Here is a 17,143-nt window from a genome sequence, read left to right on the forward strand (position 1 = left end):
TTACAACGGCATTGGATTTTGCCGAGTACGCTTGGAAGTTGTAAGCGTCTGCCAGGGTTGGCAAGACGTGGCAGGCACGCGCCTGCCAGGCCTATAACAATTGTTGGCAGTCTCATAAAAAGGAGAGGTTGGCCATGCTTTCAGATTTAGAACTTCGCAGCATTATTGAAGGAAGTTTTCTGCCTAAACGGTGTGAATGTATCAAAGCCGAAGATGCTTCGTTGACGATCAAGGTCTATGACGACCGCGACCGCGACCGCGTGGACCTGGAAGTCAAAGGTATAAACGCCGACAAACTCGACAGCAGTCGCGCAATTTGCAATCTGATTACTGGATTACGCGAAGACCTGAAGCAGTCACAGGCACCGGTCCTGCAAAGAGCCGCTGGGCGCAGTCACTTCTGATAGTTGGACATGAACGCTGGGCCTGGTGATTGCCAGGCCCAACGCTGTTTATGCCCGCCCATCAATTCTGGAAGTCGCAGGCTTCGGACAGTTTCCGATAGCTGACATCTTCGACTTTGCCCGCCTTGTCCACGAACTTGATATCCGCGTCGATGACCTTGCAGTCATCGGTCGGGGCTTCGTTCATGGCCAGGACCTTGGCGATGTTCATCGGCATGCCGTAATGGTAAGGCACGGGTTTGGCCGCGGCGTCTTGATCGTCGGCCTGGGCCAGACCCGACACCGCTGCCAGCGCCAGTGCGCCGCCGAGCATGAATGTACGCAGTTTCATGGTGGTTCTCCGCAAGTGGATACACCGTTACCCTCGGCTTGCGGGATTAACCATCGATTAATTTCTACTTCGCTGACAAAACCTTCATGAATGCGTGGTTCAGCCCAATTGGTGGCGATACGGCAGGTCCGGCCCGGTCTTGCCGCAGGTCAACGCTGCGGCGCGGATGGCGAAGCCGAGCATGGCGTCGATCTGCGCGCGGGTCAGCTGTTGCAAGCCCTCGACCGAATCCAATTGCTGTTCGGTCAGCCAGGCAATCAGCGCGGCCTGGAAGGTATCGCCAGCCCCCACGGTATCGGCCATCACCACCTTGACCGCCGGCGCGGACCAGTTGCCATGCTGGCGGCTGAACACGCTGGCGCCATCGCCGCCACGGGTCAGGAACACCAACTGGCAACGGTGTTGCAGCCAGCCTTGCAGCACGCTTTCCGGCGATTGGTCGGGGTAGAGCAGGTGCAGGTCTTCATCGCTGACCTTGATCAGGTCGGCGTACTTGACCAGTTCCGCCACGCGTTCGCGCCAGAGCTGGATGTCGGGCTGCGGGTTAAGCCGCACATTCGGGTCGAGGCTGATCAGGCGCTTGCCGCTTTCGCGCTTGACCAGGCTCAGCAGAGTGTCGCCAATCGGCTGTACCACCAGGGAGAACGAGCCGATATGCAGGCCGCGTACCTCATCACCGAGGACCGGCAAATGCGCGACTTCCAACAGCCGGTCCGCGCAGCCTTCACCCCGGAAGTTGTACTGCGGTGAGCCATTGGCGCCCACCGCGACCATCGACAGGGTGGTCGGCGCGGCGAATTCCACCAGGAACTGTTCGCTTACGCCTTCGTCTTTCAGCACCTGCAATAAGCGCCGGCCGAGGAAGTCGGTGGACAGCCCGCCAAACAGCCCGGCCTCGATGCCCAGGCGGCGCAGACCCACCGCCACGTTGAACGGCGAACCGCCAGCAATCGCCTGGTAATTGACCCTGGAAGCCTGCCCGCTGGCATCCTCCTCACTGAAAAAATCAAACAGCGCCTCACCGCACACCAGATACATAGTTGTTCGCTCTTAAAGGGTTGCCACATGCTGTTGATAGCGTTCGTAAGCCTGTTGGTAGGCGCTGACACTGGCGGCCACCGGCAGGGTACGGCTGGCCGGATCGACACTCACGCATTTGTCGCACAGGCTGGCCAGGGATTCGCCGGACTGGCTCCATGCAGCCTGGATCGCCGCGCCCAGGGCGGCGGCTTCGCTTTGTTCGGTGCAGATGACTTCGGTGTTCATGATATCGGCGACCATCTGCCGCCACACCGGACTTTTCGAACCACCGCCGATCAGGCGGATGCATTGGCTTTGCAGGCCGGTCTGGCGCAGCAGGTCGAGGCCGTAGCGCAGGCCGAAGGTGGTGCCCTCGACGACGGCGCGGCACAGGTTGGCGCGGGTCAGGTTGGTCATGGTGAGGCCGTGCAGGCTACCCGTGGCATGGGGCAGGGCGGGCACGCGTTCGCCGTTGAGGAACGGCAGCATGCTGACGCCGTCGGCGCCGATGGGCGCCTGTTCGACCAGGGCGTTGAACGTGGCCAGGTCGAGATCGAACAGTTCGCGAATCACCCCGGTGGCATTGGTCAGGTTCATGGTGCAGATCAATGGCAACCAGCCGCCGCTGGATGAACAGAAGGTTGCGACCGACGCCTGCGGGCTCACATTGGGCTGGTCGGCAAAGGCATACACGGTGCCCGAGGAGCCCAGGCTCATGGTGATCACGCCGGGCGCGATATTGCCGGTGCCGATGGCGCCCATCATGTTGTCGCCGCCGCCGCTCGAAACGATGGCCTCGGGGTTGATGCCCAGGCGTTCGGCGATGGCGGGGAGGATCGTGCCAATGGTGTGGTCGGCTTCGATCAGTTCCGGCAAGGCCGCTTCCAGGCGCCCGCTGGGGTCGATGTGCTTGAGCAACGCCACATCCCATTCACGGGTGCGCACGTTGAAGTAACCGGTGCCCGAGGCGTCGCCGTATTCCGCGACGGCGCGGCCGGTGAGCCAGTAGTTGAGGTAGTCGTGGGGCAGCAGGACGTGGGCGATGCGCGCGAAGATGTGCGGGTGCTGCTCAAGGGTCCACAGCAGTTTCGACACGGTGTAGCCCGGCGCAATCGCCACGCCCAGGCGTTCCAGCGAGCCGCTCTCGCCGCCCAGGTAGGCCAGCAGGCGCTGGTTCTCCGGCGCGGTTTCGGTGTCGCACCACAGCTTGGCCGGGCGCAGCACCTGGCCGCTGTCATCCAGCAGCACCAGGCCGTGCTGCTGGCCGGACACGCCGATGCCGAGGATGTCCTGGCCGTCCACGCCGGCCTGTTGCAGGGCGCGGTGGGTGGCCTCGGTAAAGGCGTCGAGCCACTCCTGGGTGTGCTGTTCGCGACGGCCATTGGCGCCGCTGATCAGCGTATGTGCGGCGGCGCCCAGGCCCAGGACCTTACCGCTGGAGGCGTCGAGGACGATCGCCTTGGTGCCTTGGGTGCCGCAGTCGATGCCGAGGAACAGGTTTTGCTGGGTCATGATGGTTTGCTCAGCATTATTGTTGGATTGTAAATGCGCTTTAAATATGGGAGGGGGCTTGCCCCCGATGGCGGTGTTTCAGTGTAAATGTTCTTTACTGACCCAGCGCTATCGGGGGCAAGCCCCCTCCACAGTTTTAAGCCGGTTGCTTCAGAAGCTGTTGCAGGGTCGCGGTGACGCCGTGGTCGCGCAGGCTCCCATAGCACCGCTCGAACGCTGCCACAAATTCAGGCGAGTTGGGAATAGCCTTGCCGAAAATCTCCTCCACGCCCAGCAACCGCTGACTGATCAGCCCCTCGTCACTCACCAGGCCTTGGCAGAACTCCGCGCGCGGATCCGGGATCTTGTAGCTCACCCCATTCTCATCCACGCCCTTCAAATACAAGGCCCAGGCAGCGACGACCAGCGCCGCGCGCTCCGTCTCGCGCCCATCGGCAATCAGGCGGTTGATGGTCGGCACGGTGAACTTGGGAAATTTCGACGAGCCGTCCGAACACACCCGTTCCAGCTGATCGGCAATCGCCTGGTTGGAGAAACGATCCACCAGGGTCTGCTTGTACTCGGTCAGGTCGATCCCCGGCACCGGCGCCAGGTTCGGCGTGACGTCGAGGTCCATGTACGTGCGCATATACGCGACGAACAGCGGGTCATTCATGGTCTCGTGCACAAACCGATAGCCTTTGAGAAAACCCAGGTAGGTCAAGGCCAGGTGGCTGCCATTGAGCAGGCCGATCTTCATTTCCTCATAGGGCGTCACGTCGTCGGTGAACTGGACGCCGACCTGTTCCCAGGCCGGGCGGCCGTTGACGAACTTGTCTTCCAGCACCCACTGCACAAAGGGTTCGCACACCACTGGCCAGGCATCGTCGATGCCGTGCTCGTCGTGCAGTTGCAGGCGGTGGGCGGTGCTGGTCATTGGCGTGATGCGGTCGACCATGGCATTCGGGAAGCTTACGTTGGCCTTGATCCAGTCATGTAGTTCGGCGTCGTGCAGGGCGGCGAACGCCAGCAGGGCCTTGCGCGTCACGGCGCCGTTGTGTGGCAGGTTATCGCAGGACATCACCGTGAAGGCTGGCGTGCCGCTGGCACGGCGTTGGGTCAGCGCGGCGCAGATAAAGCCGAACACGGTTTTCGGCGCTGTCGGGTGGGCCAGGTCGTGCTGGATCTGCGGCAAGTGGGCCATGAACTCGCCGTTGCTGTCGTCAATGCAGTAGCCGCCCTCGGTGATGGTCAGCGACACGATACGAATGGCTGGGCTGGCCAGTTTGTCGATCAGCGCCTGGGCACCGTCTTCGGCCAGCAGCATGTCGCTGAGGGAACCGATCACACGCACTTCGGTGTCGTCGGTATCGCCCAGTTCATACAGGGTGAACAGGTAGTCCTGGCCGGCCAGGTCGTCGCGCGCCTTGCGGTCCTCGGCGCGCAGGCCGACACCGCAGATGCTCCAGTCCAGGCCAACCCCGGTGTTCATCAGCGCATCGGTGTAATACGCCTGGTGCGCGCGGTGGAAGCCGCCGACACCAATGTGCGCGATGCCCTGGGTGGTGCTGGCAATGTCGTAGGTCGGCAGTTTCACGTGCGGCGCCAGCCGGTTGAGGTTCTGTTTGTTCAGCTTCATAACGAAATACTCGCGAAATCAGGCGGCAGCGCGCAGTGGGCGGGCCACGGCCACGCCATCGGTGTCGAACAGGTGGCAGTGCGCCGGGTCGAGGTGCAGGTGCAGGGTCTCGCCATATTGGCTGGCCATGTCACCGCGAATCCGCATGGTCAGCGGTTCGCCGTTGGTGGTGTTGACGTGGCAGAAGGTGTCACTGCCCAGGCGTTCCCCGACATCGGCGGTGACGGTCAGGCTGGTCTGCCCTTGCGTGGCGATTTCCAGGTGCTCCGGACGAATACCCAGGGTCACCGCACTGCCTACGCTCAGGCTGGCGCCGCTCAGGGGCAGGCTGATCAGGGTGCCGGCATCCAGTTGCACGTCGCAGCCCTGGCCGTCGACGCGAGTGACCTTGCCCTTGAGAAAGCCCATCTTCGGTGTGCCGAGAAAGCCCGCCACAAACAGGTTGGCCGGCTGGTGGTAGAGCTCCAGCGGCGAGCCGACCTGTTCGATGCGGCCACTGTTGAGCACCACGACCTTGTCGGCCAGGGTCATGGCCTCGACCTGGTCGTGGGTCACGTAGATCATGGTCGCTTGCAGTTCTTTATGCAGGCGCGCCAGTTCCAGGCGCATCTGTACGCGCAGCGCAGCGTCGAGGTTGGACAGCGGTTCGTCGAACAGGAAGATCTTCGGGTTACGCACAATCGCCCGGCCAATCGCCACGCGCTGGCGCTGGCCGCCGGACAGTTGCTTGGGCTTGCGCTCCAGCAACGGGCCCAGCTCCAGGATGCGCGCCGCTTCGTTGACCTTGCTCTCCACCAGCTTCTTGTCGACGCCGGCCAAATCCAGGGCAAACGACATGTTCTTGCGCACGCTCATGTGCGGGTACAGCGCGTAGGTCTGGAACACCATCGCCAGGTCGCGCTTGGCGGGGGTGACTTCGGTGATGTCGCGGCCATCGAGTTCGATGGTGCCTTCGCTGACTTCTTCCAGGCCGGCGATCAGGCGCAGCAGGGTCGATTTACCGCAGCCCGAGGGGCCGACGAAGACCACGAATTCCTTGTCGTGCACTTCCAGGTCGATGCCCTTGATGATGGAGAAGCCTTCGAAGCCTTTTTGCAGATTCTTGATTTTCAGGTTGGCCATGGGATGGGCCTCCTCTTTTAATTTTTATGGAAACCGTTATTTCACGGCGCCGAAGGACAGGCCGCGCACCAGCTGTTTCTGGCTGATCCAGCCGAAGATCAGGATCGGCGCACAGGCCAGGGTCGACACGGCAGACAATTTGGCCCAGAACAAGCCTTCGGGGCTGGAGTAGGAGGCAATCAGCGCGGTCAGCGGCGCGGCACTCGACGAGGTCAGGTTCAACGACCAGAACGCCTCGTTCCAGCACAGGATCAGCGACAGCAGCACGGTGGAGGCCAGCCCGCCCTTGGCGATCGGCAGCAGCACCCGCACCATTTCCTGCCACAGGGTGGCGCCATCGAGGCGGGCGGCTTCGAGGATGTCTTTCGGGATGTCCTTGAAGTAGGTGTAAACCATCCACACCACGATCGGCAGGTTGATCAGGGTGTAGATGATGATCAGCGCGATGCGCGTATCCAACAGGCCAAAGCTCTTGGCCAGCAGGTAGATCGGCATCAGTACGCCTACCGGAGGCAGCATTTTGGTCGACAGCATCCACAGCAGGGTGCCTTTGGTGCGCTGGGTTTCATAGAACGCCATGGAGTAGGCGGCCGGTACCGAGATCAGCAGGCACAGGGCCGTGGCGCTGAATGAGATCACCACTGAGTTCCAGGCGTAGGCGAAGTAGTTGCTGCGTTCGTTGATGTGCAGGTAGTTCTCCAGCGTCGGCGTGAAGATGAACTGCGGCGGCGTGGCGAACGCGTCGATTTCGGTCTTGAAGCTGGTCAGCACCATCCAGAAGATCGGGAAGAAAATCAGGATCGCGATGGCCCAGGCCAGGGTGCCGAGCAACAGGCTTTGCAGGCGGCGGGATTGTTGGAGTGTCATGGCGCGGCCCTCAAGGCTTGTCAGTCAGGTTTTTGCCGATCATCCGCACCAGGATGATCGCCGCGATATTGGCAATGACCACGGCAATCAAGCCGCCGGCCGAGGCCATGCCGACGTCGAACTGCACCAGCGCCTGGTTGTAGATCAGGTAGGCGAGGTTGGTCGAGGCGTAGCCGGGGCCACCGTTGGTGGTGGTGAAGATTTCGGCGAACACCGAAAGCAGGAAGATGGTCTCGATCATCACCACCACCGCAATCGGGCGGGCCAGGTGGGGCAGGGTCAGGTGCCAGAAGATCGCGATGGCGCCGGCCCCGTCCAGGCGCGCCGCTTCCTTTTGTTCCTGATCGAGGGACTGCATGGCGGTCATCAGCAGCAGGATCGCGAAGGGCAGCCATTGCCACGACACAATGATGATGATCGACAGCAGCGGATAGTGCGCCAGCCAGTCCACCGGCTCGGCGCCGAAGAACTTCCACACGGCCGCGAGAATCCCCGACACCGGGTGGAAAATCAGGTTCTTCCAGATCAGCGCACCGACGGTGGGCATGATGAAAAACGGCGAAATCAGCAGCACCCGGACAATGCCACGCCCCAGGAACTCACTGGCCTCCAGCAGGGCACTGATCAGCACGCCGAATACCACGCTGATCAGCAGCACGCTGCCTACCAGCAACAACGTATTGGTAGCGCCGGGCAGGAAGCCCGAGTCGGTGATGAAGTAAGTGAAGTTTTCCAGCCCCACGAACTGGTTTTCGCCAGGGTAGAGCAGGTTGTAGCGGATCAGCGAAAAGTACAGGGTCATGCCCAGCGGCACGATCATCCACAGCAGCAGCAAGGCCACCGAGGGGCTGACGAGAAACCAGCCGGGGTTGGCCAGGCGGTTTTTGGTGGGTGTATTCATGGTGATCAGGACCGATTAGAGACGGGGGCGCAAAACCCCTGTAGGAGCGAGCTTGCTCGCGAAGGTATTTCAGGCGCATTGCGGCGTCGGATGTACCTTTTTCGCGAGCAAGCTCGCTCCTACAGGATCGGGGGTTACTTGGGGTAACCGGCCCGCTTCATTTCACGCTCGGTGGTGGTCTGCGCGGCGGTCAGTGCGGCATCGACCGTTTGCTGGCCGGTCAACGCGCCCGAGAAGAACTTGCCGACCTGGGTACCGATCGCCTGGAACTCAGGAATGGTCACCAGTTGGATACCGATATACGGCACCGGCTTGAGGGTCGGCTTGGTCGGGTCGGCGACTTTCAGCGACTCCAGGGTCACCTTGGCGAACGGCGCGGCCTTCATGTACTCGTCGCTGTAGGTCGACTTGCGGGTACCTGGCGGTACGTTGGCGATGCCGTCGGTCTTGGCCACCAGTTGGCTGTATTCCTCGGAAGTCGCCCAGGTGGTGAAGGTCTTGGCGGCGTCCTTGGCCTTGGAACTGGTCGGGATGGCCAAGGACCAGGAGTACAGCCATGAGGTGCCTTTGTCGGTTTTTTCGTGCGGGGCAAAGGTGAAGCCCACATGATCGGCCACTTTGCTTTGGGTCTTGTCGGTCACGAACGAGCCGGCGACGCTGGCGTCGACCCAGATTGCACACTTGCCGCTGTTGAACAGCGCCAGGTTTTCGTTGAAACCGTTGCTGGAAGCACCCGGCGGGCCGGATTTTTTCATGTTGTCGACGTAGAAGGTCAGCGCCTCCTTCCACTCAGGGCCATTGAATTCCGGCTGCCACTTCTCATCGAACCAGCGCGCGCCGTAACCGTTGGCCAGCGTGGTGATCAGCGCCATGTTCTCGCCCCAGCCGGCTTTGCCGCGCAGGCACAGGCCGTATTGCTCTTTGCTCTTGTCGGTGAGTTTGGCCGCGTATTCGCCGATCTGGGTCCAGGTCGGATGCTCAGGCATGCTCAGCCCGGCATTTTTGAACAGGTCGGTGCGGTAATAGGTGATCGAACTTTCGGCATAGAACGGCAGGGCATACAGCGAGCCCTTGACGGACAACCCGTCACGCACGGAAGGGAACACATCGTCCAGGTTGTAGGAGGCCGGAAGGTCTTTCATCGGTTCCAGCCAACCCTTGGCGCCCCACAGTGCAGCTTCGTACATGCCAATGGTCAATACATCGAACTGCCCGCCTTGGGTGGCGATGTCGGTGGTCAGGCGTTGGCGCAACACGTTTTCTTCCAGCACGACCCAATTCAGCTTGATCTCCGGGTGCGCGGTCTCGAAGGTTTTCGAGAGCTTTTGCATGCGGATCATGTCGCTGTTGTTGACGGTGGCAATGGTCAGGGTTTGCGCGCCGAGGCTGACGGCGCTGAGGGTCATGCAGGTAGTCATGCAAGTGGAGACAAGCAGTGCTTTTGCTGGGAACTTCATCGCGCACTCCATTTCTGCGCCCAGGGGCTACAGAAGGACAGTTATTGTTGTTGTGTCTTCCCGCAAGGAGCCAGGAAGAGTGTGCGTTGATTACAGCCCTCAAACGGGGTGGTGACAAATCCTTGGGAACACTGGGACTGATACTTTTTTGCACTCGATCTCGGCCTGGCCGTTGAGCCGGACACTTTTACGGAGTCCTGGCACTGCGCATTGCGCAACAGTGCCAGGTACTGGGCATTAAGAGGTCAAGCTCGCAGCGGGCGTTTTTGGAGCGTGGTCAGCTCGTAGATCCATTGTGGGTACGTTGGGTTACGCCAACCTTTGTTGGTGTAGATTTTCAGACCGTTTGCGTGCCACTCGGACATCTTTTTCCTCAGCCGCCCGGTGTACTCGGACGCCTTGCATGAAATGTCGGCCCAAGGGTCTACGATCCAGGCATCCTTCCATTCGGCCTGTGAAAAATTGACGGTGCTTTTGCCTGCTGAAGGGGGGCCTCCGACTACCGTAAACACATGGTCCCCACCCTCGACATACCACGCTTGTGCTGTACCTCCGCTTTTTTTGATGATTTGAGCTGCCGATTCAGCCATTTCGTGACAGTTTCCAGCGCCGAACTTCAGACTGGATTCAACCGCTGGCCGATGGTTGTCGCGCATCCAAGAGATGATGGTATTGGCGACGTCTTCTCGGTACCGATCATTAAGGTCGTTGGGCGTGTGCTTGTTAGCGGAGCCGATGGCTGTGGCGTTGAAATGTGAGTCCACGGTTTTTTTTGCGTTTTCGGCATAAAACCGGTTTTGCTCCTCGACAGGCAGGTTCGCAAAATTCTCCGCTTTGGTTAATGGTTCGATGCTCGTCGCTTTGAGCACGACCGTGTCGTTGGCGTTTTTCAGCCTATTGATGAGTTGATAGACAAATTCGCGTTTTTTCTCCGCGCTGAACGTCGCAATAGTCGTTCTCAGTTTTGTGGCTTCGGCGTGTGTATAGCCGGCGGCTTCGAGTTTTGCGAAAGCCGAGTCCAGGGTGGGTAACGCGACGAACGCTTTATTCAAGGGCGCGCCAGTCAGTTTGAGCAAATTTTCGGTTTCCGCAGTGTGTGCCTTGATCAGCACGTTTTCAAAAGCCGATGCCTGTTGGCCGATTTTTTTGAAGTTGAGCACCGTCGAGGTTGCATCAAATTCGCTGTAGTAAAACGTTAGAGGATCCGCTTCTACAGTGAGGTAACGCTTGGGTCCTCCCGACTGCGTTGCCAGCAGGGAAATCGTTCCACGCAGCTCGCGCTGGTCGTTGCTCAGGCTGCTGATCGGGCCGAGTTTGACAATTCGCGTATTTTGCTCAAGGTTCGCCAGGGTGCTGGTTCCGGGAAAACCAAAGTGCGGGTCCTTGATGATTGTGCCGCGTGTCACTGGTAGATAATCGACAGGTACTTGCAATGTTCGTGGCGTCAGCGAATGGACACCGTCTTGTTCTACTACGTCGAATAAACGGCGTTCAAAAACGATCGTTGGGCTTTTTCCGGCGATAGCGGGTGAAGGGTAGAGACGTTTGTGTTCAAGGGCTTGAACCAACTTGGCGGTGTTGCCGCTGAAGTCCGAGACGATGTTTGAAAAACACAGATCATTTGTCCCACGTTTGACTCTTGGCCCTGCCGGGCAAAAGGCTTCCATGTCTTGTGGGGTGTTGAAATGATCCGCTGATTCAAGATCGGTAATGACATCAGGTTTCTTGGGGTCAAAGCGATACACCCTGTCCCCAACCCTCAGGTCGGTGTGGGTCGCTCTGTTAATCACCTGTGGGTTTTCTGAAAAGAGCGCTTCAGGCATCAAGATGCTTTCGCCGTCAGGCGAAGTCTCGCGCTTCAGTACGATGGATGTGTCCGAGCGGAAATCTGATAGTGCTGGCCCGTAGGCTGACAGGGTTTTGGGGTCGTAGGCATGCCATTGGCCATCCTGGAATAGCGCAGTCGCCTTGATCTGTTGTTCTGCGGTGCCGGTTCGCGTCACTGCGCCATCGGCCAGGTTGGCCGCTCTGCCAGACATCCCGGCCGAGGCCTCGGCAAGGTGGCTGCCCTGCATGCGGGCGAGTGCGCTGAGGGATGCCGAGGTGTTGGCTGCGGTCATGTCCTTGAGTGCGATGCTTTCGGCGCCTTCAGCGCCAAACTTCCCAATGAACTTGGCAGAGGTTTTGGCCGCCGCCCACGCCGCGCCGGATTTAGCGACGCGCCACAATTTCCCGGCACCTTCAGTGGCTGCGTAGAGGGCGACATCAACAGCCAGGTCACCTGCGGCTTTTACAAATTCACCGTGGTAAAGGTCTTCCAGGCTGGAGCCGCCAGGCAGGGCACGTAAAATGCCCTTGAAGAAGTCACTGGGTTCTACGCCGTTCTCAACGGGATTGTTAAATCCTCGGTGGAAGCTGATGAAATCACTTTTGTGCAGGTACACCGCGTCAGTCAACGCCGTGGCCACGGCCTCCATTCTTCTGTTGCTGTAGGGGGGAGATGATTCCTGGCTGGGGCTCTCCTCGTCGAACGTGATTTCACGCAACAAGGGGTTCTTATCGGTGTCGCCAGGAACCACCTGGATGAAGGGTTTAATGGCCGTCAGTGCAACGTTGGCGGTGGCACCTGGTTTGGGGGCGGTGCCGTTTTTTAACGCGTCCACATCAATGCCAAGTTCAACTGTGTGGCCCTGTTTCGTTGAAGGATTGATGTTTGGAATCTTGACGATTTGCCCGGTTGCCGGATAGACCGCGAAATACCTTCTTACGCCCTTGTGGTCGGACGTTATCACCACGCCGTTGCCGACGCCTTCCACCTTCAAGAAGTCCAATGTGCCGAATTGGAGGCTATTGCGCTCGTCAAAAGGCAGCTTGCTGAGCATGTCTTTGAACAGGGAAATCGTATTGAGCCTGCGCGGGGTAAAGTCTTCCTGGATGGCTTTGTCGAATTGCGCGTTGATGTCCGGCAACTCGTGGGCTCTGTTGCGCAGGTCGTCAACGTTCAGGCCTGTTTTGTAGGTACTCCAGCTTTCACCCAGACGGCCCGCCTCATAGACCTCGACGATGCTCGCGTTAATTCCGGAAAAGAGCCCGCCAGCCACCTTTTCCCATAGGACCGGGCTCTCAAAGTCGATGGCTGAGCCAAACGTTTCTCTCAATGCCGCCAGGGCCATGGCCCTTCTGCTCGGCGGCGTGAAGGTTCGCAGATAACGCTTGGCTTGCGAGGTTTCGTTGATCTGTGCGTTGAGTTTTTCTTGGCTGTCGTTCAGCTGTTCGAGGCTGTATTGGTCGCTGTCATTTTTCACCAGGTGATTATTGATGATTGCCCAATCAATTATCGGGTTCAGTTGGGCAATGGCCTGCAACTGGGTTTCAGACGGTGAAATAGGATTGATCTTGTGGAGCTCCATGACTTTCTGGAAGGTCATGCTCGCGGTAGCGCCCGCGGCGATCCGTTCGATCCGGTTGACGGCTGTGTTAAAGCCGACCCACTCGGGGGAGCCCAGGGTGAGGGTCTGCGGCACGTCTTTTACCAGCAGGTGCGGTGCTGCCCCCGCTAACAACACCTTAGCCATGGCCGGTGCGAGGTTGGCCGGGACCTGCTTGGTGTCAATCAAGTGTTGCTTGAACTGCTCGACAATGGTGTCGGTGCCATGCCCCCAGTTCCCAGAGGCCATGAGGTCGAAACCCGCCACGCTATTGCGCTGGGTGCCGGCCGTGGGGTCAAGCTCCAGCACCAGCGCAGTCAATAGCCATTGCTTCAGGCTGGTAGAGGTTTCAGCGCTTTTCATCTCGGTTTGCAGGCGGGTGGCAAACTCGAGGGCGGTGTCACTGGAAAGCAGCTGTTCCCGCGCTTGGTCAGGGTCGCTGCTCAGGTTCGGGACACTGGCACTCAAGAAACCGGCCAGGGAACCATGGCTGCCAATGGACTTTTTCACGAACTCGGTTACCGCCACACGCTGCTCAGTACTCAACGGTATGTCTGTGGACAGGAAACCCCATAGATTGCCAAAGGACGGCGCCTGCGGAATTTCGGTCTGCAAGGCCCGCAACAAGTTATCGACCTGTGCGGCCGATATGGCGCCGTACCAGCCTTGGTCCGAAAGAAACGCCTGGACGGTCGTGGTGCCCTTGGGCTGGTGGGAGGAGTCCGGGTCCACCGTGAAGCCCGTGGTCTGGTCGTTATCGACATTCCCGTGTTTGAGCTGATGGATCAGCGCATATCGATCGTTACTGTCGCCCAGTGCGGTTCTCTGGCGGTTCAGCCAGTTCACGACTTTCTGCGGGTTTTCAACCGGTGTTGGAAATTGCTGCGTGCGGCCCATCAGCTCCGTGTGTCGTGCGAACGCCTGGCTGCTGTAGTCGTTGCTGATGCCATAAAAACTGCCCACCCATTCGAAGGGCATGCTGTTGTCGGGCTGGTTCAGCGCGATGGTTTTTCCAGGGGGGCTGAATGCGGCCGCAGCGTTCAATACCGGTGCAAGCACATCGAAATGCTCAGGGTACTTTTGCGCGAAGTCAGTGGCGGTAAAGCGCTGCTCAAGGCCATTGACCTTACCGATCAAGGCGTTGTCCGTGGGGTCAAAGCGCAGGGAGGTCAGGTCGATGTTCTGTTTTTGGACCCATTCGGTAAACCCACGTCCCTTCAGGGCCTTGTCCAAGTAAGCCCGCCACTGTCCGATCAGGCTGTTGGCCGGGATCGATTCAAGCATTTTCGACTCTGCTTGGCTCGAGTCGCTCTTGAGCTCAAGCATTACGCCATGCACCGCGACAGCCAGTGCTCTTTCGGTGCTGGCCAAGGCGTCTTCGGGCGTGTCCGGGCTGTGTGCGGGGGGCGCGAGGGGCGTAGCGCTGTCGTTTTCCTGCAGGCGGGACTTGACCTCGACCGCCAGGGTTTCAAGTGGCGAAAGGTTCAGCGTCTTTGCGCTGAGCGGTAGGGCGACTGCCTGCTGCTTCTCCCGCACGCTACGCGAGCGAGCATCGTCAGCCGAGGGGGAGACCAGCGCCTTGAAGCCGTTGTCTCGGATGATTTGCGCACTTCTGCTCAGATTGGCTGCACGTGATCGTTGTTGCCAGCCATCCTGAGGGAAGCCATGGGGTGGCAGTGGTTCTTCGCCGTAGAAACGCAGTACTTCCGGCAGCGTTACAGGGTTCGCACCGGGGTAATCAACGTAGTCGCCCGAGCCTGTCGCCATCTGCTTTACCGCGGGTTCCACGTCTTGCCAGACAGAGGCCCAATCTGAAATGGCGTTGACAGGGAAGGTGGTGTCGACACCCTTGACTTTACCCTTCAAGGTCCCGTCGTCCGAGTTGATTTGGATGCTCGACAGGTCAAGGCTGTTCGCGCGTACAAACGTGGTAAAGGCGCTGCTGTTCAGTGCGTCCTTGAGGTTATTGCGGGCCAGGTTAAAGGTCGAGTACTCGGGCAGTTCGTCTATCGTGTACGCAAACGCCTGCCCCAGTGCCTGGCTGCACAGGCGGGCCAGGGCCTGATCGGCGTCCTTGACCTTTTGTATCGCCGGCACCGACGCGGGTATGAAGCCTGCCAGCAGCCGGTTCAACTGTGGCGTGGGCAGCTCCGCAACCTGTTGCTTGGCCTCTCTTTGGCGCTGCTGAACCGGGGCGAATTGCGCCGCGTAGTAACTGTCGGTGTTACTGATCGAACTGAAGTTTTGCTCTTTGAGCAATTGGTCGATCGTGAATAATCGGTCGTCACTGTTGAAGCGGCTTTTGCGCACTAAATAAAAGGCCGCGACATCCTCCGCGGGTGCATGCCCGCGGTCGTGGAAACGGATGTCCCCGCCCAGTTTTTTGGCCGCGGCTAAAACGGCCGATGAAGCGGCGGCCCAATCGGGATCTTGCGCCAAAGAAAAGCTGACGGTTTGCTTGTTCTGTAACCCGCTCAGGTCTCCGTTGGTGTTGATGACCAGGCTGGAAACATCAATACCCTTGGCTTGGGCAAAGGTCTTGAACGGTTGCGCGTCGAGCGCGTCAGCCAACGCGTTCCAGGCCAGGCCGAATGTTGAACCGGGCGGGACGGCAATCTTTTCCTCTCCAAAGCCGGAGCTTCGGGTTGCATCGACCCATTGGCGGATCAAATGATTGGCGAAATTGATCGACAATTGCCGGTCGCCGTCTTCAACCAGGGCATTGGCGAACTGAGTGGTTGAGGTGTTGTCGGTGTGTTGCGCGGGATCTGGGTTCTGCAGTTCCCGACGTGCTCGTGACACCACAGGGGAAGGGAGCGAGGCGGGTTGCGATGGGGTTTGGAGTATGTCGTGAATGAGCTGGGCGTAGGTTTTCTGCGGATTCAGTGCGCTGGGCTGGTTCAGGTGTCGCTCGACTTCATCGTGCAGTATTTCGCCTGTGAGGGGCGGACGGCTGTTGTTTATCAACTGGCTGATCTGCGCGGCCAGGCTCGGTCGTTCTTCTGTCATCGCGTAGCTGAGCAGGTGCACGATGCGCTGCCGGGCGTGTGGCGGTATATCGCCGGCCTGCACGGGCGCGAGGAGAGCCTGGTGGCTGTTCATCTGATTATTAAACAGCGGGATGACTTGCGAGGCCATTGAGTACGCAGGTTTTGCGGCGGCGCTCATGTCGTTTGAGCCGGTGATGGTGGCGGGAGCAGGTAACCGCTGAACGTTGATCATGAGTAGCCCTTTTACCTTTGCGTTGATAGACAAGGCATCACCCATCGAGTGAAAGAGGAGCGATGTCTTCGCTAAGTGGCCAGGGGCTTGGTCCAGTTCCAGTGACAGGGTGTGGAGGGATTACTTCAAGGGATTGCTGTGTAATCGTTTGTCGATGCGCAAAGAGCTCAAGCCAGGTTTTGTTCGGTGAGCCGCTGCACCGCCAGGCGACGGTAGTGGGAGGGGGTCATGCCCTTGAGCTGTTGGAAGCGTCGATTGAAGTTGGAGATGTTATTGAAGCCGGATTCGAAACACACATCCGTGACGGCTTTATCGCCATCGGCCAGTAACTCGCAGGACTTGCTGATACGCAAGCGATTGACGAACTCGATAAACGTGCGACCGGTGGCCTGCTTGAACACCCGGGAAAAATACGTCGGCTTCATGCCCAGGTGTTCCGCCACTTCCTCCAGCGGCAACTCCCGCGCGTAGTGGGCAAAGATGTAGTCCACCGCGCGGTTGGTGCGGTCGATGCTGTGCTCATCGGCCAGTTGCGGCGTGGTCACGCCGGACAACAACTGGTAGTCCTCGCACGCGCTCAGCACGTCCAGCAGGATAAAGAAGTGCCCCAGGCGCGCCATGCCTTGGGCGTCCTCAATGCGTTGCATCAGGGTCATGGCCTGGGCGATGGTTTTTTTGCAACGAAACTCGATGCCGGACTGCGCCCGTTCCAGCAGCGGTGCCAGGGTCTTGAGTTCGGCGAAAATAGGGCTGCCGTTCTCAAACAGTTCATCGGTGAAGTTCACCAGCATGTCGCGCTTGGGCACCACCTCGTCTTCCTCCACCTGGCTGATCCAGTTGTGGGGCAGGTTAGGGCCGGTGAGGAACAGGCTTTCCGGGTAGAAATTGCCGATGTAGTCGCCGATGAACACTTTGCCGGAGCTGGCGATAATCAAGTGCAGCTCGTACTCCTTATGGAAGTGCCAGCGTACCAACGGGCAGGGGAAACCATGCTGGCGATAGATGATGGACAGGCCGTTGTGATCGTCCATCAGCTCGTAGGAAGGGTCGGTGATTCGCGTTGCTCGGGTCATGCTGCCGTCGCTTTATTGTGGTTGCGATTCGAATAATGCCCCCTTGTGTGTTGTCGCTGCCAGCGGCAAGTTGATCGGAGCATCTCTGAATGCCGTTTTTGGTGATTGGCTACTTAATATATTTAACTGGGCTGTGATATTAACAAAAGCGTTTGCAGGCATCCGTTGTGCTGATCGAGAGCGGCATG

The 17,143-nt window shown here is 59.3% G+C and carries 11 protein-coding genes; 1 reads left to right on the forward strand and 10 read right to left on the reverse strand.

Annotation, left to right across the window (positions count from 1 at the left end; genetic code table 11):
* The first annotated feature begins 134 nt into the window (after positions 1–134).
* The gene (locus QU606_RS17500) at positions 135–404 is read left to right on the forward strand and encodes a DUF1652 domain-containing protein (RefSeq protein ID WP_024075141.1); all 270 of its coding nucleotides are present in this window, start codon (positions 135–137) and stop codon (positions 402–404) included.
* 61 nt (positions 405–465) lie between these two features.
* Here the strand turns inward: QU606_RS17500 and QU606_RS17505 are convergent, their stop codons facing one another.
* The 10 genes from QU606_RS17505 to QU606_RS17550 all read right to left on the reverse strand — a co-directional run bounded on the left by QU606_RS17505 (position 466) and on the right by QU606_RS17550 (position 16,955).
* Positions 466–735, reverse strand: coding sequence for a DUF2790 domain-containing protein (locus QU606_RS17505; RefSeq protein ID WP_024075142.1), 270 nt, complete (start codon positions 733–735; stop codon positions 466–468).
* A 99-nt stretch (positions 736–834) separates the two neighbouring features.
* A complete protein-coding gene (locus QU606_RS17510) occupies positions 835–1,773 on the reverse strand; it encodes a carbohydrate kinase (protein ID WP_024075143.1) in 939 nt (312 codons plus the stop codon).
* 12 nt (positions 1,774–1,785) lie between these two features.
* Positions 1,786–3,267 carry a xylulokinase gene (gene xylB / locus QU606_RS17515; RefSeq protein WP_304997249.1) on the reverse strand — a complete coding sequence of 494 codons (1,482 nt, stop codon included), beginning with the start codon at positions 3,265–3,267 and terminating at the stop codon, positions 1,786–1,788.
* A gap of 136 nt (positions 3,268–3,403) precedes the next feature.
* Entirely contained in the window at positions 3,404–4,885 is a 1,482-nt protein-coding gene (locus QU606_RS17520; protein WP_024075145.1) for a mannitol dehydrogenase family protein, read from the reverse strand.
* 18 nt (positions 4,886–4,903) lie between these two features.
* Positions 4,904–6,007, reverse strand: coding sequence for an ABC transporter ATP-binding protein (locus QU606_RS17525; protein WP_024075146.1), 1,104 nt, complete (start codon positions 6,005–6,007; stop codon positions 4,904–4,906).
* A gap of 36 nt (positions 6,008–6,043) precedes the next feature.
* Complete coding sequence (locus QU606_RS17530; protein WP_005788583.1) at positions 6,044–6,874, reverse strand: carbohydrate ABC transporter permease; 831 nt, start codon at positions 6,872–6,874, stop codon at positions 6,044–6,046.
* Between the two features lie 10 nt (positions 6,875–6,884).
* Complete coding sequence (locus QU606_RS17535) at positions 6,885–7,775, reverse strand: carbohydrate ABC transporter permease (RefSeq protein WP_024075147.1); 891 nt, start codon at positions 7,773–7,775, stop codon at positions 6,885–6,887.
* A gap of 134 nt (positions 7,776–7,909) precedes the next feature.
* The gene (locus tag QU606_RS17540; RefSeq protein WP_168233115.1) at positions 7,910–9,193 is read right to left on the reverse strand and encodes a sugar ABC transporter substrate-binding protein; all 1,284 of its coding nucleotides are present in this window, start codon (positions 9,191–9,193) and stop codon (positions 7,910–7,912) included.
* 284 nt (positions 9,194–9,477) lie between these two features.
* On the reverse strand, positions 9,478–15,882 hold the full coding sequence (locus tag QU606_RS17545; RefSeq protein ID WP_304997250.1) for a hypothetical protein: 6,405 nt from the start codon (positions 15,880–15,882) through the stop codon (positions 9,478–9,480).
* Between the two features lie 167 nt (positions 15,883–16,049).
* Positions 16,050–16,955 carry an AraC family transcriptional regulator gene (locus tag QU606_RS17550; protein WP_024075150.1) on the reverse strand — a complete coding sequence of 302 codons (906 nt, stop codon included), beginning with the start codon at positions 16,953–16,955 and terminating at the stop codon, positions 16,050–16,052.
* Positions 16,956–17,143 lie beyond the last annotated feature (188 nt).

Source organism: Pseudomonas sp. OVF7, assembly GCF_030644265.1.
Lineage (GTDB): Bacteria > Pseudomonadota > Gammaproteobacteria > Pseudomonadales > Pseudomonadaceae > Aquipseudomonas > Aquipseudomonas gorinensis.